Origin of the sequence: Streptomyces mobaraensis NBRC 13819 = DSM 40847 (assembly GCF_017916255.1) — a bacterium.
In the GTDB taxonomy this organism is placed as follows: domain Bacteria; phylum Actinomycetota; class Actinomycetes; order Streptomycetales; family Streptomycetaceae; genus Streptomyces; species Streptomyces mobaraensis.
Map to the genome: position 1 here is coordinate 1,683,659 of NZ_CP072827.1, position 17,856 is coordinate 1,701,514.

The following is a 17,856-nucleotide window of genomic DNA, read 5'->3' on the forward strand; positions in this document are numbered from 1 at the left end:
GTCTAATGAAGGATGTCGAGCTGTCTAGCCTTGCAAAGCAACAAACTTTTCCGGAACCGCCATCGCTTTCGCAGGTTACCCGGCGTCTACCCGTCAGGCGTTCGGCTCAAGCCCGCCCGAGCGCCCGATCACGCCTGGACCGCTCCCCCGGCACCGTCCGCCTCGACCGTCTCAGCCGTCCCCATCGGCCCCGCCGTCTCCACTGCCCCCACCGGCCCCGCCGGCTCCCTGAGCAGCCCTTCCGCCGTCCGCCGCTGCGCCTCCGCGCCGGCCGGGTCGGCCAGCCGGTCCAGGGTGTCCGCCAGCCGCAGCCGGACGGCGGCCTCCAGCCGCCCGTCGCCGGCCCGCCGGGCGCCCTCCGCCGCCTCCAGGCCGGTCCGCACCGCGTCCTGCGGCCGGCCGAGGTGCTCCAGCGCCACGGCGGCCTCGCTCAGCGCCCGGGCGTGCCCCGGCAGGTCGCGCAGCCGGCGGCAGGCGGCGGACGCGGCCCGCCAGGTGCGCAGCGCCTCGCCCCACTCCCCCGCCAGCGCGTGCACCGCGCCGAGCCGCCCGTACAGCCGTGCCTCGTCGGCGAGTTCACCGCGGGTGAGCCGCAGCTCCAGGGCCCGCCGGTACCAGTCGGTGGCCCGGGCCCAGTCCGCGAGCTCCTGGTAGGAGGCGGCGATCGACTCCATGGAACGGCTCGTCGCGTACGGGTCGCCGCACGCCCGCGCGGCCTGCAGCGCCTCGCGGTAGCGGTCGAGGGCCATCCGGACGCGTCCGGCCCCGGTGTCCAGGTCGCCCAGGTTGAGCAGGGCGGCGGACTTCTCCAGGGCCATCTCGCGGCGGTCGGCCACGTCCAGGACGAGCCGGTGCAGCCCGTACTGCTCGGGCCCGGCCTCCTCGGGGGGCAGGTGGGCGGAGAGCGCCCTGGTCAGCGCGGAGACCAGGCGGCGCGCGAGGGTGTCCAGGCCGCCGTCCTCGACCGCCAGCCGGGCGGCGGCCAGCAGCGCGGGCAGCCGCGAGCGCAGCCACTCCTCCGCGACCCGCGCCGAGGGGAAGCGCAGCGGCCGGGGCAGCTCGGCCACCCGGCGGCGGACGGAGGGGTCGGTCAGCTCGGCGGCGGCCCGGCAGGAGTGCAGCTGGCGGACGACCCGTTCGAGCATCCGGGCCCGGGCCAGCTCCACCTCGGCGGGCCGGTCCTGGGTCTCCAGCAGCGCCCGCAGCAGCGGGGCCAGGCAGCCGGGCACCTGGTACTGCGGGGGCAGCGCCCCGGGCGCCCCCGGTACGCCGTCGACGGGCACCGGCCGCAGCAGGCCGCGGGCGACGAAGTCGTCCAGCGCGGCCTGGGCGGCGGAGACCGAGCACCCGGCCAGCGCGGAGGCGGTGTGCGCGTCGGCGGGACCGGCGGGGGCCAGCGCGAGCAGCCGCAGTATGCGGGCGTTCAGCGCGGGCAGCGCCTCGTAGGCGAGCCAGAGGGCGCGGGCGAGGGGACGGCCCGTGGTGCCGTCGTGCCCTGCGGGCACAGGGAGTTCGCGCAGCCGCCGGGCCGCGTCGGCGACGGACATCTTGGGGTGGGCGGCCAGCCAGCCGCCGACCAGCACCAGCGCGGCGGGCTGCCCGGCGCACTCCTCGACGACGGCGCTGGCGGCCATCGGGTCGCAGGTGATGCGGGTGGGGCCGGCGAACCACTCCAGGAGGTCCACGGCGGCGGCGGTCTCCAGCCCGCCGAGGGTGCACGGCCGGACGTCGGTGACGCCGGTCAGCGGCCCCCGGGCGACGGCGACGACCAGGCAGCCCGGTTCGTCGGGCAGCAGCGGCTCGACGGAGGCGGCGCCCGAGGCGTCGTCCAGGAGCAGCAGCACCCGGCGGCCGGCCAGGGCGGCGCGCAGGGCGGCGGTGAGTTCGTCCTCCTCGGCCCCGGCGGGCGCGGTGGCGGTGGCGCCCAGGTCGGCGAGGAGGGCGCGGGCCGTGCGGTCGGTGGGGACGGAGGTGCCGTCGGCGTCGGTGAGGCGCGCGCGGAGTACTCCGTCCGGGTAGTCCCGCTCCAGCCGCCGGGCCAGTTCCTCGGCGAGCGCGGTGCGCCCGGAACCGGGGCGTCCGGCGATCAGCAGGACGCGGCTGCGGGGCGGTTTGCGGCCGGAGAGGGTGTCCAGGCCGGTACGGGCGATGTCCGCCCGAAGCTCTTTCAGTTCCCGGTCACGGCCGGTGAACAGGCCCGCGCCGGTGAGCGCGACGCCCGTCACGGGCGCGTCCGGCCGGCGCGGGCGCACGCCGGGGCCCACCCGCTCCGGGTGGACCGCCGCGAGGTTGTCGGTCTCCACGAGCCGAGGGTAGTTGAAACGCAGCCGGGGCCGCGGAAGCCGGGCCCCGACTCGTACGACAATCAGCCCGTCCGGCGTTCGAGGACAGCGCGGCGCTTCGGCGCGCGGGCTCCTCTACGCCTCGAACGGCCGCGCGGGCCACGGCGCGTCGGCCGGCCGCAACGCCTCGATCCCGTCCCCGGCCCGAGCGGCACTCAACGCGAGAACGCCCACGGCGAGACACGTGTTGTGCAGCTCACCCGAGAGCACCCCGCGGACCAGGTCCGCGAGCGGCACCCGCGCCACCTCCATGTCCGCCTCCTCCTCGGCGACCTCGAACCGCTCCCCCTCCACGTCGGACAGGTCCCGGGCGAGGTAGATCCGCAGGGCCTCGTCGCAGCCGCCGGGCGAGGTGAAGACGTCGGTGAGCACCCGCCAGTCCTCGGCCTTGACGTGCGCCTCCTCGTAGAGCTCCCGGTGGGCGGCGGTCAGCGGGTTCTCCCCGGGGACGTCCAGCAGCCCGGCCGGGAGCTCCCAGAGCCGGTGCCGGACCGGGTGCCGGTACTGGTTGATCACCAGTACGCGGTCCTGCTCGTCGAGCGCGAGGACGGCGACGGAGCCGGGGTGCACCTGGTAGTCGCGGTTGACGCTGGTGCCGTCCGGCATCACGACGACGTCCGTGCGCGCGCTGGTCTTGTTGCCGACGAACGGCGTCTCCGTGGCGGTGATCCGCCACTCCTCGGCGGTGTCCTTGATGCGCATCTGCGTCCTCCAGCTCCAGAAACACGAAAACCGGGGTGAGACCCTCCGGAACGGAGGGGCTCACCCCGGTCAACCGTACAGATCAGCCCTGCTGGCGCCGAACCGCGGCCTTCACCAGGCCGGCGAACAGCGGGTGCGGCCGGGTCGGCCGGGAGCGCAGCTCGGGGTGGGCCTGGGTGGCGACGAGGTACGGGTGCACCTCGCGCGGGTACTCGACGTACTCGACGAGCTTGTTGTCCGGGGAGGTGCCGGAGAAGACGATGCCCGCCTTCTTCTCCAGCTCCGCGCGGTACGCGTTGTTGACCTCGTACCGGTGACGGTGGCGCTCCTCGACGTACGGCTGGTCGCCGTAGACCTCGCGGACGATGGAGCCCTCGGCCAGCTTGGCCGGGTACATGCCCAGGCGCATCGTTCCGCCCAGGTCGCCCTCGCCGGCGACGATGTCCATCTGCTCGGCCATGGTGGAGATCACCGGGTGGGCGGTGGCCGGGTCGAACTCGGTGGAGTTGGCGTCCGTGATGCCGGCCAGGTTGCGCGCGGCCTCGACGACCACGCACTGCAGACCGAGGCAGAGGCCCAGCAGCGGGACCTTGTTCTCACGGGCGTAGGTGATGGCGCCGACCTTGCCGTTGACGCCGCGCTCGCCGAAGCCGCCCGGGATGCAGATCGCGTCCACGTCGGAGAGCTGCTTCTTGGCACCGGCGGGGGTGACGCAGTCGTCCGACGTCACCCATTTGATCTTCACCCGCGCACGGTTGGCGAAGCCACCCGCTCGGATGGCTTCCGTGACCGAGAGGTAGGCGTCCGGCAGGTCGATGTACTTGCCGACGAGCGCGACGGTGACCTCGTGGTCCGGCTGGTGGACGCGGTCCAGCAGGTCGTCCCACTGCGCCCAGTCCACGTCGCGGAACGGCAGGTCGAGCTTGCGGACGACGTAGGCGTCCAGGCCCTCGGCGTGCAGCACCTTGGGGATGTCGTAGATCGACTTGGCGTCGATGGCGGCGACCACCGCGTCCTCGTCGACGTCGCACATCAGCGAGATCTTGCGCTTGATGGCGGTCGGCACCTCGCGGTCGGCGCGCAGCACGATCGCGTCGGGCTGGATGCCGATGTTGCGGAGCGCGGCCACCGAGTGCTGGGTGGGCTTGGTCTTCAGCTCGCCGGAGGGGCCGATGTAGGGCAGCAGCGAGATGTGCACGACGAAGACGTTGTCGCGGCCGACCTCGTGGCGGACCTGGCGGACGGTCTCCAGGAACGGCAGCGACTCGATGTCGCCGACCGTGCCGCCGACCTCGGTGATCACGACGTCGACGTCCTCGGTCGCCATCCGCCGGATGCGGTGCTTGATCTCGTTGGTGATGTGCGGGATGACCTGCACGGTGTCGCCCAGGTACTCGCCGCGCCGCTCCTTGGCGATCACGGAGGAGTACACCTGGCCGGTGGTGACGTTGGCCGAGCCGTCCAGGTCGACGTCGAGGAAGCGCTCGTAGTGGCCGATGTCCAGGTCGGTCTCGGCACCGTCGTTGGTGACGAAGACCTCGCCGTGCTGGAACGGGTTCATCGTGCCCGGGTCGACGTTCAGGTACGGGTCGAGCTTCTGCATCGTCACGCGCAGACCCCGGGCCTTGAGCAGCGCACCCAGGCTGGAGGCGGTCAGCCCCTTGCCGAGCGAGGAGGCGACACCCCCGGTGACGAAGAGGTGCTTGGTCGTCGTGGGCTTAGCGGCAATGGCCAAAGGGGGTCTCCCGTGGTCGCGAGGTGGAGGTGCGTACCGGCGCTCACCCGGCGTCTTTGCGGGGGTGCCGTCGCTGCGGTCGAGGGGTCTTGCGCCCACCGGTCCACGGGGTACCAGGGTATCAGCGCCCCGGGGCGGGCGCCGCCGGTGACGCGGCGCGACGGGCTCGCGGACCGTGCGTCACGGGCGCGCGGCACCTGTGTCCCGGGCCACCCATTCGGCACAGATTCCCCGGCCAACCGTCGCGCGTCGCCCAACTCGGCGTCGTATCCTGCACGGACACACGGAGCGAGCCGGCCGGCACGGCACCCCTGAGCCCCAGCCACCGCTGGGAGGTGTGCACCCACCCCTTCCGGAACATGAGCTCGTCGAAGATCGCTTGACCGCCAGAGGCCCCCTTGGGGGTCACGATGCCGTTCGACTGGAGATGACGTGGCCGGGCGTATCGAGGATTACGCACTCATCGGCGACATGCAGACCGCCGCCCTGGTCTGCAGGGACGGCACGGCCGACTGGCTGTGCCTCCCACGGTTCGATTCCCACGCGGCGTTCGCCGGGCTGCTGGGTACAGAGGAGCACGGCTACTGGCGGATCGGCCCGGCGCACCCCTCGGGTGCCGCGCCGCCGCGCGCCGACCGCCGCCGCTACCGGGGCGACTCCCTGGTCCTGGAGTCCGAGTGGGACACCGCCCGCGGGACCGTCCGGATCATCGACTTCATGCCCCCGCGCGACGGGGCGCCGCAGCTCATCAGGATCGTCGAGGGCGTCAGCGGCCGGGTGCCGATGCGCTCCGCGCTGCGGATGCGGTTCTCCTACGGGCGGGTGGTGCCCTGGGTGCACAAGGTCGGCGACCGCACGGTGGCCGTCGCCGGGCCGGACTCCGTCTGGCTGGACACCACCGCCGAGACCTTCGGCAAGGACCTCACCACCTACTCCGACTTCACCGTCTCGCCCGGCGAGCGGGTCGCGTTCACCATCAGCTGGCAGCCCTCGCACGGCGGCCCGCCGGCCCTGCCCGACCCGGACGGCTCGCTGGAGGCCACCGAGGAGTTCTGGCGCGAGTGGGTCGAGCACTGTACGTACCACGGCCCCTACCGGGACGCCGTCGTCCGCTCGCTGATCACCCTCAAGGCGCTGACCTACGCGCCCACCGGCGGCATCGTCGCCGCCCCCACCACGTCCCTGCCGGAGGAGATCGGCGGCGTCCGCAACTGGGACTACCGCTTCACCTGGCTGCGGGACGCCGCGATCACCCTGTCGTCGCTGCTGCGCACCGGCTACCGCGAGGAGGCCCGCGCCTGGCGCGAGTGGCTGCTGCGGGCCGTCGCCGGCGACCCCGAGAACCTCCAGATCATGTACGGCATCGCGGGCGAGCGGGAGCTGAGCGAGGCGGAGCTGTCCTGGCTGCCGGGGTACGAGAACTCGCGGCCGGTCCGGGTGGGCAACGGCGCGGCCGGCCAGCTCCAGCTGGACGTCTACGGCGAGGTCACCGAGGCGCTGCACCTGGCGCACATGACGGGCCTGGCCCGCAACGACTACGCCTCCCTCCTCCAGTTGCGGCTGATCGGCTACCTGGAGGACCACTGGAACGAGCCCGACGAGGGCATCTGGGAGGTCCGCGGCCCGCGCCGGCACTTCGTCCACTCCAAGGTGATGGCCTGGGTGGCGGTGGACCGCACCATCAAGCTGATCGAGTCCGGTGACGTGGACGGCCCGCTGGAGCGCTGGCGCGAGCTGCGCGACGACATCCACCGGGACGTCTGCGAGAAGGGCTACGACAAGGAACGCAACACGTTCACGCAGTCCTACGGCTCCAAGGAGCTGGACGCCTCGCTGCTGCTCATCCCGCAGATGGGCTTCCTGCCGCCGGACGACAAGCGCGTCATCGGCACCATCGAGGCGATCCAGCGCGAGCTGTCCACCCCCGACGGCTTCGTGCTGCGCTACCCGACGGCGGGCCAGGACGCGGGCGTGGACGGGCTCGAGGGCGACGAAGGGGCCTTCCTGGCCTGCTCGTTCTGGCTCGCCGACGACCTGGCGATGATCGGCCGGGTGGACGAGGCGCGGCAGCTCTTCGAGAAGCTGCTGGCCCTCCGCAACGACCTGGGGCTGCTCGCGGAGGAGTGGGATCCGCATCTGAAGCGGCAGGTCGGCAACTTCCCGCAGGCGTTCAGCCACGTCCCGCTGATCGACACCGCGCTGCGGCTGACGGCGTCGAGCGCCTTCGGCGGCTGACGCCGGACGGACGGGCGGGCCCGACGGCCCGCCCGGGCCTCCCGAGCCCCGGGGCTCAGTACTTCTTCACCCCCACGTGGTCCACGATCAGCCGCCGCTTGTCGTGGTCGAACGCGAAGTGGATCCGGCCGACCTCGTTGTGGGACGTGGCGTCGCGCACCTTCACGTGCGGCAGTCCGTCGCGCCGGTCGTCGCCGTCGAAGGAGAAGTAGCGCAGCTTCCGGTCCTTCTTGATGGTCAGGTCGCTGGTGGCCACCGTCAGCCCGTGCTGCTCCTTGAACCACTGGGTGATGCGGGGCATCTTCTCGGGCCGCCCGTTCGGCTGGTCGTAGAGGTCGACGGCGGCCTTGGCGAGGGTGACCAACTGGGCGGTCATCTCGTCCGGATGCGGATAGCCGGACGCCCGCCAGGACCGTTCCGCCCCGGCCGTGAACACGATCCGGTGGTCGGCCGCCTCCTCCAGGGCCCGGTAGGTGGCCTCCGGGTCGGCGCGGTCCAGTTCGGGCACCTCCTCCCAGGGGTCCGCGGGCTCCCCGGCCTTGAAGTCGTCGCGTTTCACCTCCCGCACGTAGAGGTCCCTCCAGTACTCGGCCTCCCGGCGGGCGGCGTCGGCGTCCCCGGCGGCCTCCAGCCGGGTGGTGAGCGTCTGCGCCTCGGCCTCCCAGAAGGCGACGTCCGCCTCCAGCCGGGCCACCCGTTCCTCGTAGACGTCCAGTTGGCGGGCGACGTCGCCGGTGGCGCGGGCCGCCGCGAGGCGTTCGGCGGCCCGCCGGGCGGCGCTGCCCCGGGCGGCCCGGCGCGCGGCCTCCCAGCCGCGGTCCGATCCCCGGGCCACGACGGCGAGTTCACCGAGGGTGCGCATCCAGCGGAAGCGGGTGGCGGGGTCGGCGACCTCGGCGCGCGCGTACGCGGGGTGGGCCGGCGCCGGCAGCGGCCACACCAGCCGGGCGCCGCCGTCCGGGACGGCGGCCTCGGGCAGCAGCCGGCGCAGCTCCCGGGCCGTGCCGTAGTTGAGGGTCACGACCTGGGCCAGCCCGATCAGCTCGCCGGCCGCCTGCCGGGCGGCCGTCCAGGCGGCGTCCTCCCGAGGGTGCACCAGCAGGATGGGCAGCCGGGTGCGGCCGGCCAGCGACTCGGCGAGCACGGCGGTCTGCGCCGTCTCCCGGATCGGCTCGTACCGCCCGGTCACCCGCTGCCCGAGGACGTGCAGCCGGAGCCCCTCGTCGGCGGCGACCGTCCGCAGCAGCCCGGGCCGGCGCAGCAGCGGATCCTGCACCGGCGCGATCCACCCCCCGTCGACCTCCCGGCCCATCACCACCCGCAGCCCCACCCGTCCCGCGACGGACGACACGGTGATCCGGGTGACGAACCGGCCGACGTCCCCGTCCAGCGGCTGCGTGACGGTGACCCGCACGGCCGTCGCGTCCGGTGGCCCCTCGACGGCCCACTCGACCGTCCGGCCGCCGTGCAGCGGCCGCGGCCCGCCGGCGACCGCCAGCTCGACCGCGCCGGGCCCGTCCCCCGCGGGCCCGCACAGCCAGGCGCCCACGTGCTCGCGCACCAGCGGGAAGGGGTCCGCGCCGGGCAGGGCGCTGACTTCGGCGTCGAAAACGTAGAGCGGCTGCATCGTCGTCCCCCGAGGTCCTGGCTCGACCGGCCGTCGCCGGATCCGGGTCACACTGCCTATCACGCGACCGCCGCGATGACGCCGACTATGCGGCAACTCCCACGAGGGCGGGGGCTTTTCTGCTACGGGCGCCGGAGGCACGGGGGCGCCCGTAGCAGAAAAGCCCCCGTCGCCCGCCGCGGCGGGCCCCTCGCCGCCTCCCGGCCACCGGTACCCGTCCCGTAAATTCACGTCATGCACGCCCCGCCGCCGATACCCGCGATCCCCCCGAGCACCGTGACCGTCGCCCGCGCCCTGGAGCTGCCCGCCCTGCGCCGGGGCCTGCCCGAGGTGCTGGCCGGTGCCGACCGCCTCGACCGTCCGGTGCGCTGGGTGCACGCCGGCGAGGCACCGCACATCGCGGCGCTCCTCAAGGGCGGCGAACTGCTGCTGACCACCGGCCTGGGCCTGGGCGCCCGCCCGGCCGAGCAGCGCGCCTTCGTCCGCGCCCTGGCGGAACGGGACATCGCGGCCCTGGTGGTGGAGCTCGGCACGCGGCTGCCCGCGCTGCCCGCCGCCGTCGTGGACGCGGCCCGCGCGGCCGGGCTCCCGCTCGTCCAGCTGCACCGGGAGGTCCCGTTCGTCGCGGTCACCGAGGAGGTCCACACCGAGCTGGTCAACGCCCACTACGCGCTGCTCCGGCGCGCGGACGGCGTCCACCGCCGGTGCACCGAGGCACTGCTGGACGGCGGCGGGGCACCCGAAGTGCTGCGGCTGCTGGCCGACTTCACCGCCAACCCGGTCTTCCTGGAGGCCGCCGACGGACGGCTCCTCTACGCGGCCGGGCCCGACCCCGCGCCACCGGGCGCGGCCGAACCGCTCCAGGTGTGGGACGGGCTGCGCCGCACCGACCTGGCCGGACGCGTCACCGTGGACGTCCCCGGGCAGGCCCCCGGCGGCCCGCGGGCCCGGCTGACCGTCCTGCCCGTGCACGCCCCGCTCGCGCCGGTGCACCGCGCCGCCGCCGACCGGACGGCGGGCCTGCTGGCCGTCGTCCTGCTCCAGGCCCGCCAGGAGGAGGAGCTGGCGGCCCGGGGACGCGGCGACTTCCTCACCGACCTCGCCGAGGGCCGGCTCGACCCGGCCGACGCCCCCGCCCTGGCCCGCGTCCTCGGCTTCCGCCCCGGCCCGGGGCCCCTGCTGCCGGTCGTCCTCGGCGCCCCGGCGGGCCCCGGCCGGGACGCCGGCCCGGCGGCCCTGACCCACGCGGTCCAGGAGGAACTGGCCGCGGTCGGGGTGCCCGTCCTGCTGGGCGTCCGGCTGCCCGAGGGCCGGATCCCGCTGCTCGCCGGCCTCCGGGACGCGGCCGACCGCCCTGCGGTCGCCGACCGGCTGGCCGCCGCCCTGCGCGCCGGGGCGCGGCGGGTCCGCTCCCGGCCGCCGGTGGTCGTGGTGGGTTCACCGGCCGACTGGACCACCGCGGGCGGCGCCCTGCGGCACGCCGCCGAGGCGGCGACGGCCGCGGCCGGCCTGCCCGACCGCCCCTGGTACGACGCCCGTGCCCTCGACGTCGACCTGCTGCTGTCCCGCCTGCGCGCCCCCGACGACCTCGCGTCCTTCGTCGACCGCGTCCTGGGCCCCCTCCTCACCCACGACACCACCGCCCGCACCCCCCTCCTCCCCACCCTGGACACCTACCTCCGCCACGCGGGCCGCAAGGCGGAGACGGCACGCGAACTGCACGTCAACCGACAGACCCTGTACGACCGGCTGGCGCGGATCGCCTCATTGCTCGGCACGGACCCGGACGAGCCGGAGGCGCGGCTGGCGCTGGGGGTGGCGCTGCGGGGGCGGCGGCTGGTGGGGTGAGGTGCCCCGGTCCCGCCCTTTCGCCGTTTCCTGGGGGCTGCGCCCCCAGACCCCCCTTGTCGCGGCTCCGCCGCTCGTCCTCAAACGCCGGACGGGCTGCATCCAGCCCGTCCGGCGTTTGAGGACAACCGCGCGCAGCGCGGTTGCGGGGGCGCGGGGGCCCGCCCCCGCAAGAAACGGCGAATGGGGGTGCCCCCTCTGGGGGAGGGACCGGGGCACCTCACCCCCACAACTCGTCGTACACACTCAGCACATGAGCAACCGCATCATCCTCCGAAGGCCACCCCGCCCCCATCCGCCGCCCCGCGGCCACCAACTCCCCCCGCCGCCGCGAATCGACAAGCACACGCGACACCGCGCAGGCCAACGCCGAGGCATCCCCATAAGGCACAAGCTCCGCCGCGTCGCCGACAAGGTCGGGAACACCCCCCACCGCCGTGGCCACCAACGGCACCCCCACCCGAAAAGCCTCCTGCGCCAGCACCGCCCGCCCCTCCCACCGACTCGGCAGGATCACCACATCCGCCGCCGCCACCAGTTGCGGCACATCATCCCGCCGCCCGACGAGCCGCACGGGCAGCCCCTCCTCCTCGATCCGCCGTTGCAGCGACGGCCGCTCGGGCCCCTCGCCGGCGACGACGAGCAGGGGTTCGGGGTCGAGCCGCCGCCAGGAACGGGCGGCGTCGAGCAGCGGACCGTACCCCTGGTCGGGTTCGAGCCGTCCGACGGCGAGGAGCAACGGCCGCCCCAGAACGCCGAGTTCCGCGAGCACCTTGTCCCGGGGGACGTCGCCGTCCGGCTCCGCGCCGACGGGAGCCGCGCCTTCCGCCCCGGGCAGCCCCACCGGCGTCAGCCGGGCGTCCCGCGCCCCCCGCGCCCGCGCCTGGTCCACCAGATCCGGCGTGGCGCCGAGCACGACCGCGGCGGTCCGCACGGCCCGTCGTTCCATCAGCCGTACGACGTGGGCCCGGGCGCCCGCCGCGCGGACCCGCCGGTGCCAGGTGAGCACCAGCGGCGTGGAGCGCCCGCGCAGGGCGAGCGCGGCGAGGAGGCCCCAGCGCAGGCCGTGCGCGTGGACGACGTCCGCGTCGGCGGTGGCCGCCCGGATCGCGGCGACGAGGAGCGCGTCCGTCCCGCCCGGCAGCGGTGTGAACGAGGCGCCCGCCTCGGTGAATCCGTACCGCTCCTCGGTCCCTCCGGCCGCGCACACCGTCACCCGCAGCCCCCGCGCGACGAGGCCGGCGGCCAGCGACCGCACATGGGCGCCGCTGCCCACGCTGCCGCCGCCCAGCACCTGGACGGCGTGCAGGGGCGGCCGGCCGTGGGACGTGCCGGATGAACTGCTCACGCGGGAGAGACTCCTGGATCGGCGGGACCGGCGGGATCGGCGGATCGGCGTCGGACGGAAGGAGACGGGCGGAGACGGGTGAGGGCGGCGACGGCGCGGTGCCGCTGCCCAGGATGCCAGCCGCCACCGCCGTCCGGGCACCACCGCTCCGCGCCCGGCCCGCCCTGTCTCGCCCGGGCGACTCCGGATTCACCCGGTTTGGGGATTAGGAGCCGTTGGCCCGGAGGTCGCCCGACACCACCGAAAGCACCGGCCTGTTACCCGGTGACCGTTTTCGCCCGCACACCGCCCAGCGCCCGCACACCGCCCAGCGCCCGCACACCGCCCTGCACCCGCACACCGTCCGGCGCCCGCTCACCGTCCGGCCCGCGCCGCCTCCAGCAACTCCTCGGCGTGCGCGCGAGCGAGCCGCGAGTCCTCCTGCCCGGCGAGCATCCGGGAGAGTTCGCGGATCCGGTCCTCGCCCTCCATGGCCTGCACACCGCTGCGGGTCACGGACCCGTCGTGGGTCTTCTCGACCACCAGGTGCCGGTCGGCGAACGCGGCCACCTGCGGGAGGTGGGTGACGACGACGACCTGCGCGGTCCGCGCGAGCCGGGCCAGCCGGCGGCCGACCTCGACGGCGGCCCGGCCGCCGATGCCCGCGTCGACCTCGTCGAAGAGGTAGGTGGGCACCGGGTCGGAGCCCGCGAACACCACCTCCACCGCGAGCATCACCCGGGACAGCTCACCGCCCGAGGCCCCCTTGGCGATGGGCCGCGGATGGGCGCCGGGGTGCGGGGCGAGCAGCAGCTCGACGTCGTCGGCGCCGTGCGGGCCGTAGGCGACGGCGCGTCCGCCGACCTCGATGCCGGACGCCGGGTCGGCGACCTCGTTCTGCCGGACGGCGAACGAGACGCGCGCGTGCGGCATCGCGAGTTGCGCCAGCTCCTCCGTCACGGCCTCCGCGAATCGTTCCGCCGCCTCGGTGCGCGCGTCGGTCAGCTGCCGGGCCAGGGCGCCCAGTTCGTCGCGCAGGGCGTCGCGTTCGGCGGTGAGTTCCGTGATGCGGTCGTCGTCGCCCTCCAGCTCGCCCAGGCGCGCGGCGCTCCGCTCGGCCCAGGCGAGGACGGCAGCGGCGTCCTCGCCGTACTTGCGCGTCAGGTGGGCGAGGGCGGCCCGCCGCTCCTCGACGGCGGCCAGCCGCCGCGGGTCGGCGTCGAGGTCGGAGGCGTAGCCGGCGAGCTCCCCGGCCACGTCGCGCAGCAGGATGCCGAGCTCACCCGCCCGGTCGGCGAGGGCGGCCAGCGCCGGATCGTGGGAGCGGACGGCCTCCAGCGCCCGGTGGGCGCCGGCGACGAGCGAGGCGGCGTCCACGCCCTCCGGGTCCTCGGGGTCCCCGGCCAGCGCGGCGTGCGCGGCGGTGGCGGCGGAGGCGAGGGACTCGGCGTGGCCCAGCCGCTCGGCCTCGGCGGCGAGTTCGGCGTCCTCGCCGGCCACCGGCGCGACGGCGGCGATCTCGTCGAGCCCGAAGCGCAGCAGGTCCGCCTCCTGGGCGCGCTCGCGGGCCCGGGTGGTCAGCTCGTCGAGCTCGGCGGCGACGGCGCGCAGCCGCCGGTAGGCGTCGGTGTACTTGGCGAGCGGCGCGGCCACCGCGTCCCCCGCGTACCGGTCGAGCGCGGCGCGCTGCCGGGCCGGGCGGAGCAGCCCCTGCTGGTCGGTCTGGCCGTGCACGGCGACGAGGTCGTCGGCGAGCTCGCCGAGCAGTCCGACGGGCACGCCGCGCCCGCCGACGTGGGCCCGGGAGCGCCCCTCGGCGGACAGCGTCCGGCTGACGAGCAGCGTCCCGTCGTCGAGCTCGGCGCCCGCCTCCTCGGCCCGCACGGCGGCGGGCGACGCCCGGTCGACGGCGATCCGCCCCTCGACCACCGCCGCCTTGGCCCCGACCCGCACCAGCGCCGGGTCGGCCCGGCCGCCGAGCAGCAGCCCGAGGCTGGTCACGACCATGGTCTTGCCGGCACCGGTCTCACCGGTCACCGCCGTGAAACCTGGTGACAGCTCGACCACCGCGTCGTCAATGACGCCCAAGGACCGGATCCGCATCTCCTCCAACACGGATACGACCATACGAGGTTCCGGGGCCCCCTCGCGACGGCCGCCCCCGCGGGCCGTGTCGGAAGGGCCGCGGAAGCCCCTGGGGAAGGCCGCGAGGCCCCCGCGGAGAACTCCGGAGAAACCCCCGGCCCGCCCCTGGGGGCAACCCCACCCCGTCCGGGGTGCCCACCGCATGGCCCGGCGGCCCCGCCCCCGCCAGGCTGGAGGCATGACCGAACACCGCCGCGGCCGGCGCCGCCGCCCCTCCGTCACCGCCCTCCTCCTCGGCACGACCGTCGTCCTCGCCACCGGGGTGTACGGCAGCGGGACGGTGGCCGGCGCGTCCCCCGCCGGCAGCCGGCCGCCGACCGCGCCGACCCGTGTGCCGGACGGCGTGTGGCGGACGGACGGCTACGGCATGCTGGTCTCCGTCGAGGGCGGGGGCCGCCGCCTGCGGACCTACGACACCACGGCGGTGAGCTGCCTGCCCGGCCTGCTGGAGGCGAAGGGGAACGGATCCGGTCGCTTCACCGACGCCCGGGACGAGGGCCTGACGATCGCCCCCACCGGCCCCGGCCGGGCGCGGCTGAGCTACGACGGGAGCGTCGGCCACGTCACCCTGCGCCGCGCCGGAGCGCTGCCCGCCGACTGCACGGCCGGCCCGAAGCCGGGCGAGGGCGGGCGGCCCGACCCGCGCCGCGTCTTCGACGTCTTCTGGCGGACGTACGCCGAGAACTACCCGTTCTTCAAGGCCCACGGGGTCGACTGGACGGCGGTGGGCGACCGCTTCCGGCCCCGGGTCACGGCGCACACCACCGACGACGAGCTGTTCGAAGTCTTCCGGCGGATGATCGAGCCGCTGCACGACGGGCACACCTACCTCGCCGCGGGCAAGGACAAGCGCTTCGGCGGCCACCGGGCGGACACGACGATGCCGACGCCGGAGTCCATGGCCCGGATGGACAAGGCCGTCGCCGAGGCCGTCGGCGTGCCGCTGCGCACCTGGGCGCAGGGCGCCCTCTCGTACGCCGACCTCCCCGACGGCACGGGGTATCTGCGGATCACCCGCTTCACCCGGTTCGCCGCGAAGGGCGGCCCGAAAGCGGACGAGGCCGAGCTGGACCGGGCCCTGGACCACGTCCTCGCCCGCTCCCCGCGCGGTCTGATCCTCGACGTCCGCTTCAACGGGGGCGGCTCGGACCGCCTCGGTATCCGCATCGCGGAGCGCCTCACCGACCGCCCGTACACGGCCTACCTGAAGCACGCCCGGAACGACCCGGATGATCCCCGGAAGTTCACCCCGGCCGTCCCCGTGAAGGTCACCCCCTCCGGCTCCCCCCGCTACACCGGCCCCGTGGCCGTCCTCACCGGCCGCCTCACCATCAGCGCGGGCGAGACCTTCACCCAGGCCCTGATGGGCCGGTCGCCCGCCCCCGCCCGCATCGGCGAGAACACCCAGGGCGCCTTCTCGGACATCCTGGAGCGCAGGCTCCCGAACGGCTGGACGTTCGGGCTCCCCAACGAGGAGTTCATGCGTCCGGGTGACCGGCGGACCTACGACGTGACGGGCATCCCGCCGGTGGTCCGGACGCCGGTCTTCACGGAGGAGGAGTTCGCGGCACACCGGGACTCGGCACTGAAGCAGGCGCGGCAGCTGCTGGCCCACCCCAGCCCGTCCGGCACTTGAGGACGAACGGCGAAGCCGCGAAAAAGGGGGGTCTGGGGGCGCAGCCCCCAGGAAACGGAGAAAGGGAGGGCCAGGGGCACAGCCCGCCGCAGGCGCCCCCTAGTGCGGAGCCCCCCGCCACCCCGCCACCGGCAGCGCGAACTTCGCGACCAACCGGTCGGTGAACGAGGCGTGATGCAACCGCGCCAAGCGGACGGGCACAGCCCCCCGCCGCACCTCCACCCGGGCCCCCGCCGGCAGCTCCACGCTCCGCCGCCCGTCACACCACAGCACCCCATGGGGCGTCTGCGGCTGCACCTCCACGGCCAGCACCGAGTCCGGCGCGGTCACCAGCGGCTTGGCGAACAGCGCATGCGCGCTGATCGGCACCATCAGCAACGCCTCCACCTCAGGCCAGACGACCGGCCCGCCGGCGGAGAAGGCGTAAGCGGTGGACCCGGTGGGCGTGGCGCACACCACCCCGTCCCCTCCGAACCGCGAGACGGGCCGCCCGTCCACCTCGGTGACGACTTCGAGCAGCCGCTCCCGCGCCGCCTTCTCCACGGACGCCTCGTTGAGCGCCCAGTCGGTGTGCACGACGTGCCCGTCCGTCCGGACGAGCACGTCGAGGGTCATCCGCTCCTCGACCTCGTACTCCCGCGTCACGACCCGGTCCACGACCTTGTCGAGGTCGTCCCGCTCGGCCTCGGCGAGGAAGCCGACCCGGCCGAGGTTGACGCCCAGCATGGGCACCCCGGAGCTGCGCGCGAACTCGGCGCCGCGCAGCAGTGTGCCGTCCCCGCCGAGCACGACGATCAGCTCGCACCCGTCCAGCACGTCCGGCCGCTCGGGCCCGGTCTCGACGCGTTCGACGGACGGGGGCAGCGGCAGGTCGGCGGCCTCCTCGGCGAGCACCCGCACCCCGATGCCGCACCGCAGCAGCCCCTGGACGACGAGTTCGGCACTGCGGACGGCCGCCGGCCGCCCGGTGTGCGCGAGCAGGAAGACCGTCCGGCCGTCGCTCCGCGATGTCTCCGATGTCGCTTCTGTAGTGGTCACCGAGGCCCCTCCGCCACTGCACGGTCAACGTCCGCCGGGTCCAGTTCGGGCGCACCGGCGCGCAGCCACAGAAAGTACTCGACGTTGCCGGACGGCCCGGGCAGCGGGCTGGCGGTGACGCCGAGGACGCCGAGTCCCAGTTCGGCGGCGCGGCGGGCGACTTCGCGCACCGCCTCGGCGCGCAGCTCGGGGCTGCGGACGACCCCGCCGCTGCCGAGCCGCTCCTTGCCGACCTCGAACTGCGGCTTGACCATCATCACCAGGTCGGCGCCGGGCGCGGTGCAGCTCACCAGGGCGGGCAGCACCAGGCCGAGCGGGATGAACGACAGGTCCCCGACGACGAGGTCGACGAGCTCGCCGTCGAGGTGCTCGGGCGTCAGCTCCCGCACATTGGTCCGGTCCTTCACCGTGACCCGCTCGTCGCTCTGCAGCGACCAGGCGAGCTGCCCGTACCCGACGTCGACGGCGACGACGTGTGCGGCGCCCGCGCGCAGCAGGACGTCGGTGAAACCGCCGGTCGAGGCCCCGGCGTCGAGCGCGCGCCGCCCCTCGACCTTCAGCCCGAGCGGGACGAACGCGGCGAGCGCGCCCGCGAGCTTGTGCCCGCCGCGCGAGACGTAGTCGGGGTCGCTGTCGTCCTGGGTGACGACGATCGCGGCGGCGGTCTCCACCTGGGTGGCGGGTTTGGTCGCCGTCGCGCCGCCGACGGTCACCCGGCCCGCGGCGATCAGCTGGCTCGCGTGCTCGCGGGAACGGGCCAGCTTGCGGCGCACCAGCTCGGCGTCGAGGCGGCGGCGGGTCACTCCCACGGGCGGTTCAGCTCCTGTTGTCGTACGGACGCGTGGGGACCGGCGGTCGGTCGGGGCGCTCGTCGAGGGCGGCGAGCGCGGACCGCAGGCCCTGGTGTACATCCTCGTACACGGCCAGGTGTCCGTCGGCGGCGAGGTGGTCGGCGTCCGCGAGCCGGGCCAGGTGGGCGTCCACGCCGGGGTGCCCGGTGGGGGTGCGGTCGACGCCGAGGGGCCGCGGCCCGGCGGGCCCGGCGGCCTCCGCCGCCCCCGCTGCCTCACCCTCGTCGGCCGGGAGCACCCCGGCCCCGGCCTCCCCGGCCCCCGCTTCCCCGGCCCCCGCTTCCCCGGCCCCCGCTTCCCCGGACATGGCCTCTTCGCTCACGGCCTCTTCGCTCATGCCCCCGACGCTACCCCGGTCCGCCCGCTTCTC

General features: G+C 75.2%; 12 protein-coding genes. 3 read left to right on the top strand and 9 right to left on the bottom strand.

The genetic code is table 11. From position 1 onward, the window contains the following. Positions 1-128: 128 nt before the first annotated feature. From J7W19_RS06710 to J7W19_RS06720, 3 genes are all read right to left on the bottom strand, one after another. Entirely contained in the window at positions 129-2,303 is a 2,175-nt protein-coding gene (locus J7W19_RS06710) for a tetratricopeptide repeat protein (protein ID WP_004954061.1), read from the bottom strand. 114 nt (positions 2,304-2,417) lie between these two features. Then, entirely contained in the window at positions 2,418-3,044 is a 627-nt protein-coding gene (locus tag J7W19_RS06715; RefSeq protein WP_004954059.1) for an NUDIX domain-containing protein, read from the bottom strand. 82 nt (positions 3,045-3,126) lie between these two features. Continuing rightward, positions 3,127-4,779 carry a CTP synthase gene (locus J7W19_RS06720; protein WP_004954057.1) on the bottom strand — a complete coding sequence of 551 codons (1,653 nt, stop codon included), beginning with the start codon at positions 4,777-4,779 and terminating at the stop codon, positions 3,127-3,129. Positions 4,780-5,211: 432 nt separating this feature from the next. Here J7W19_RS06720 and J7W19_RS06725 point away from each other — a divergent pair, with 432 nt between their 5' ends. Continuing rightward, positions 5,212-7,014 (top strand): glycoside hydrolase family 15 protein, encoded by a 1,803-nt coding sequence (locus tag J7W19_RS06725; protein ID WP_004954056.1) that lies wholly within the window; start codon positions 5,212-5,214, stop codon positions 7,012-7,014. Between the two features lie 55 nt (positions 7,015-7,069). Here J7W19_RS06725 and J7W19_RS06730 read toward each other — a convergent pair whose 3' ends face one another. Further along, positions 7,070-8,641, bottom strand: a complete 1,572-nt coding sequence (locus J7W19_RS06730) for a hypothetical protein (RefSeq protein WP_004954053.1) — start codon at positions 8,639-8,641, stop codon at positions 7,070-7,072. 234 nt (positions 8,642-8,875) lie between these two features. Here J7W19_RS06730 and J7W19_RS06735 point away from each other — a divergent pair, with 234 nt between their 5' ends. After that, positions 8,876-10,489: a PucR family transcriptional regulator gene (locus tag J7W19_RS06735; RefSeq protein WP_152265986.1), complete on the top strand. Its 1,614-nt coding sequence runs from the start codon at positions 8,876-8,878 to the stop codon at positions 10,487-10,489. Positions 10,490-10,709: 220 nt separating this feature from the next. On the opposite strand, the gene J7W19_RS06740 is transcribed toward J7W19_RS06735, so the two are convergent. Both J7W19_RS06740 and recN read right to left on the bottom strand, forming a co-directional pair. Further along, positions 10,710-11,837 (bottom strand): glycosyltransferase family 4 protein, encoded by a 1,128-nt coding sequence (locus J7W19_RS06740; RefSeq protein WP_004952777.1) that lies wholly within the window; start codon positions 11,835-11,837, stop codon positions 10,710-10,712. 354 nt (positions 11,838-12,191) lie between these two features. Continuing rightward, positions 12,192-13,943, bottom strand: a complete 1,752-nt coding sequence (gene recN, locus J7W19_RS06745; protein WP_004952774.1) for a DNA repair protein RecN — start codon at positions 13,941-13,943, stop codon at positions 12,192-12,194. Positions 13,944-14,139: 196 nt separating this feature from the next. Between recN and J7W19_RS06750 the strand changes: the two genes are divergently transcribed. After that, positions 14,140-15,597 carry a S41 family peptidase gene (locus J7W19_RS06750; protein ID WP_004952771.1) on the top strand — a complete coding sequence of 486 codons (1,458 nt, stop codon included), beginning with the start codon at positions 14,140-14,142 and terminating at the stop codon, positions 15,595-15,597. Between the two features lie 99 nt (positions 15,598-15,696). On the opposite strand, the gene J7W19_RS06755 is transcribed toward J7W19_RS06750, so the two are convergent. From J7W19_RS06755 to J7W19_RS06765, 3 genes are read right to left on the bottom strand one after another with little or no spacing between them, the layout of a single operon-like run. Beyond that, a complete protein-coding gene (locus J7W19_RS06755) occupies positions 15,697-16,635 on the bottom strand; it encodes an NAD kinase (protein WP_004952768.1) in 939 nt (312 codons plus the stop codon). After that, positions 16,632-17,438, bottom strand: coding sequence for a TlyA family RNA methyltransferase (locus tag J7W19_RS06760; RefSeq protein ID WP_004952764.1), 807 nt, complete (start codon positions 17,436-17,438; stop codon positions 16,632-16,634). The genes J7W19_RS06755 and J7W19_RS06760 overlap by 4 nt, the downstream gene beginning before the upstream one ends. Positions 17,439-17,451: 13 nt before the next feature. Next, a complete protein-coding gene (locus J7W19_RS06765; protein WP_106429748.1) occupies positions 17,452-17,823 on the bottom strand; it encodes a hypothetical protein in 372 nt (123 codons plus the stop codon). Positions 17,824-17,856 lie beyond the last annotated feature (33 nt).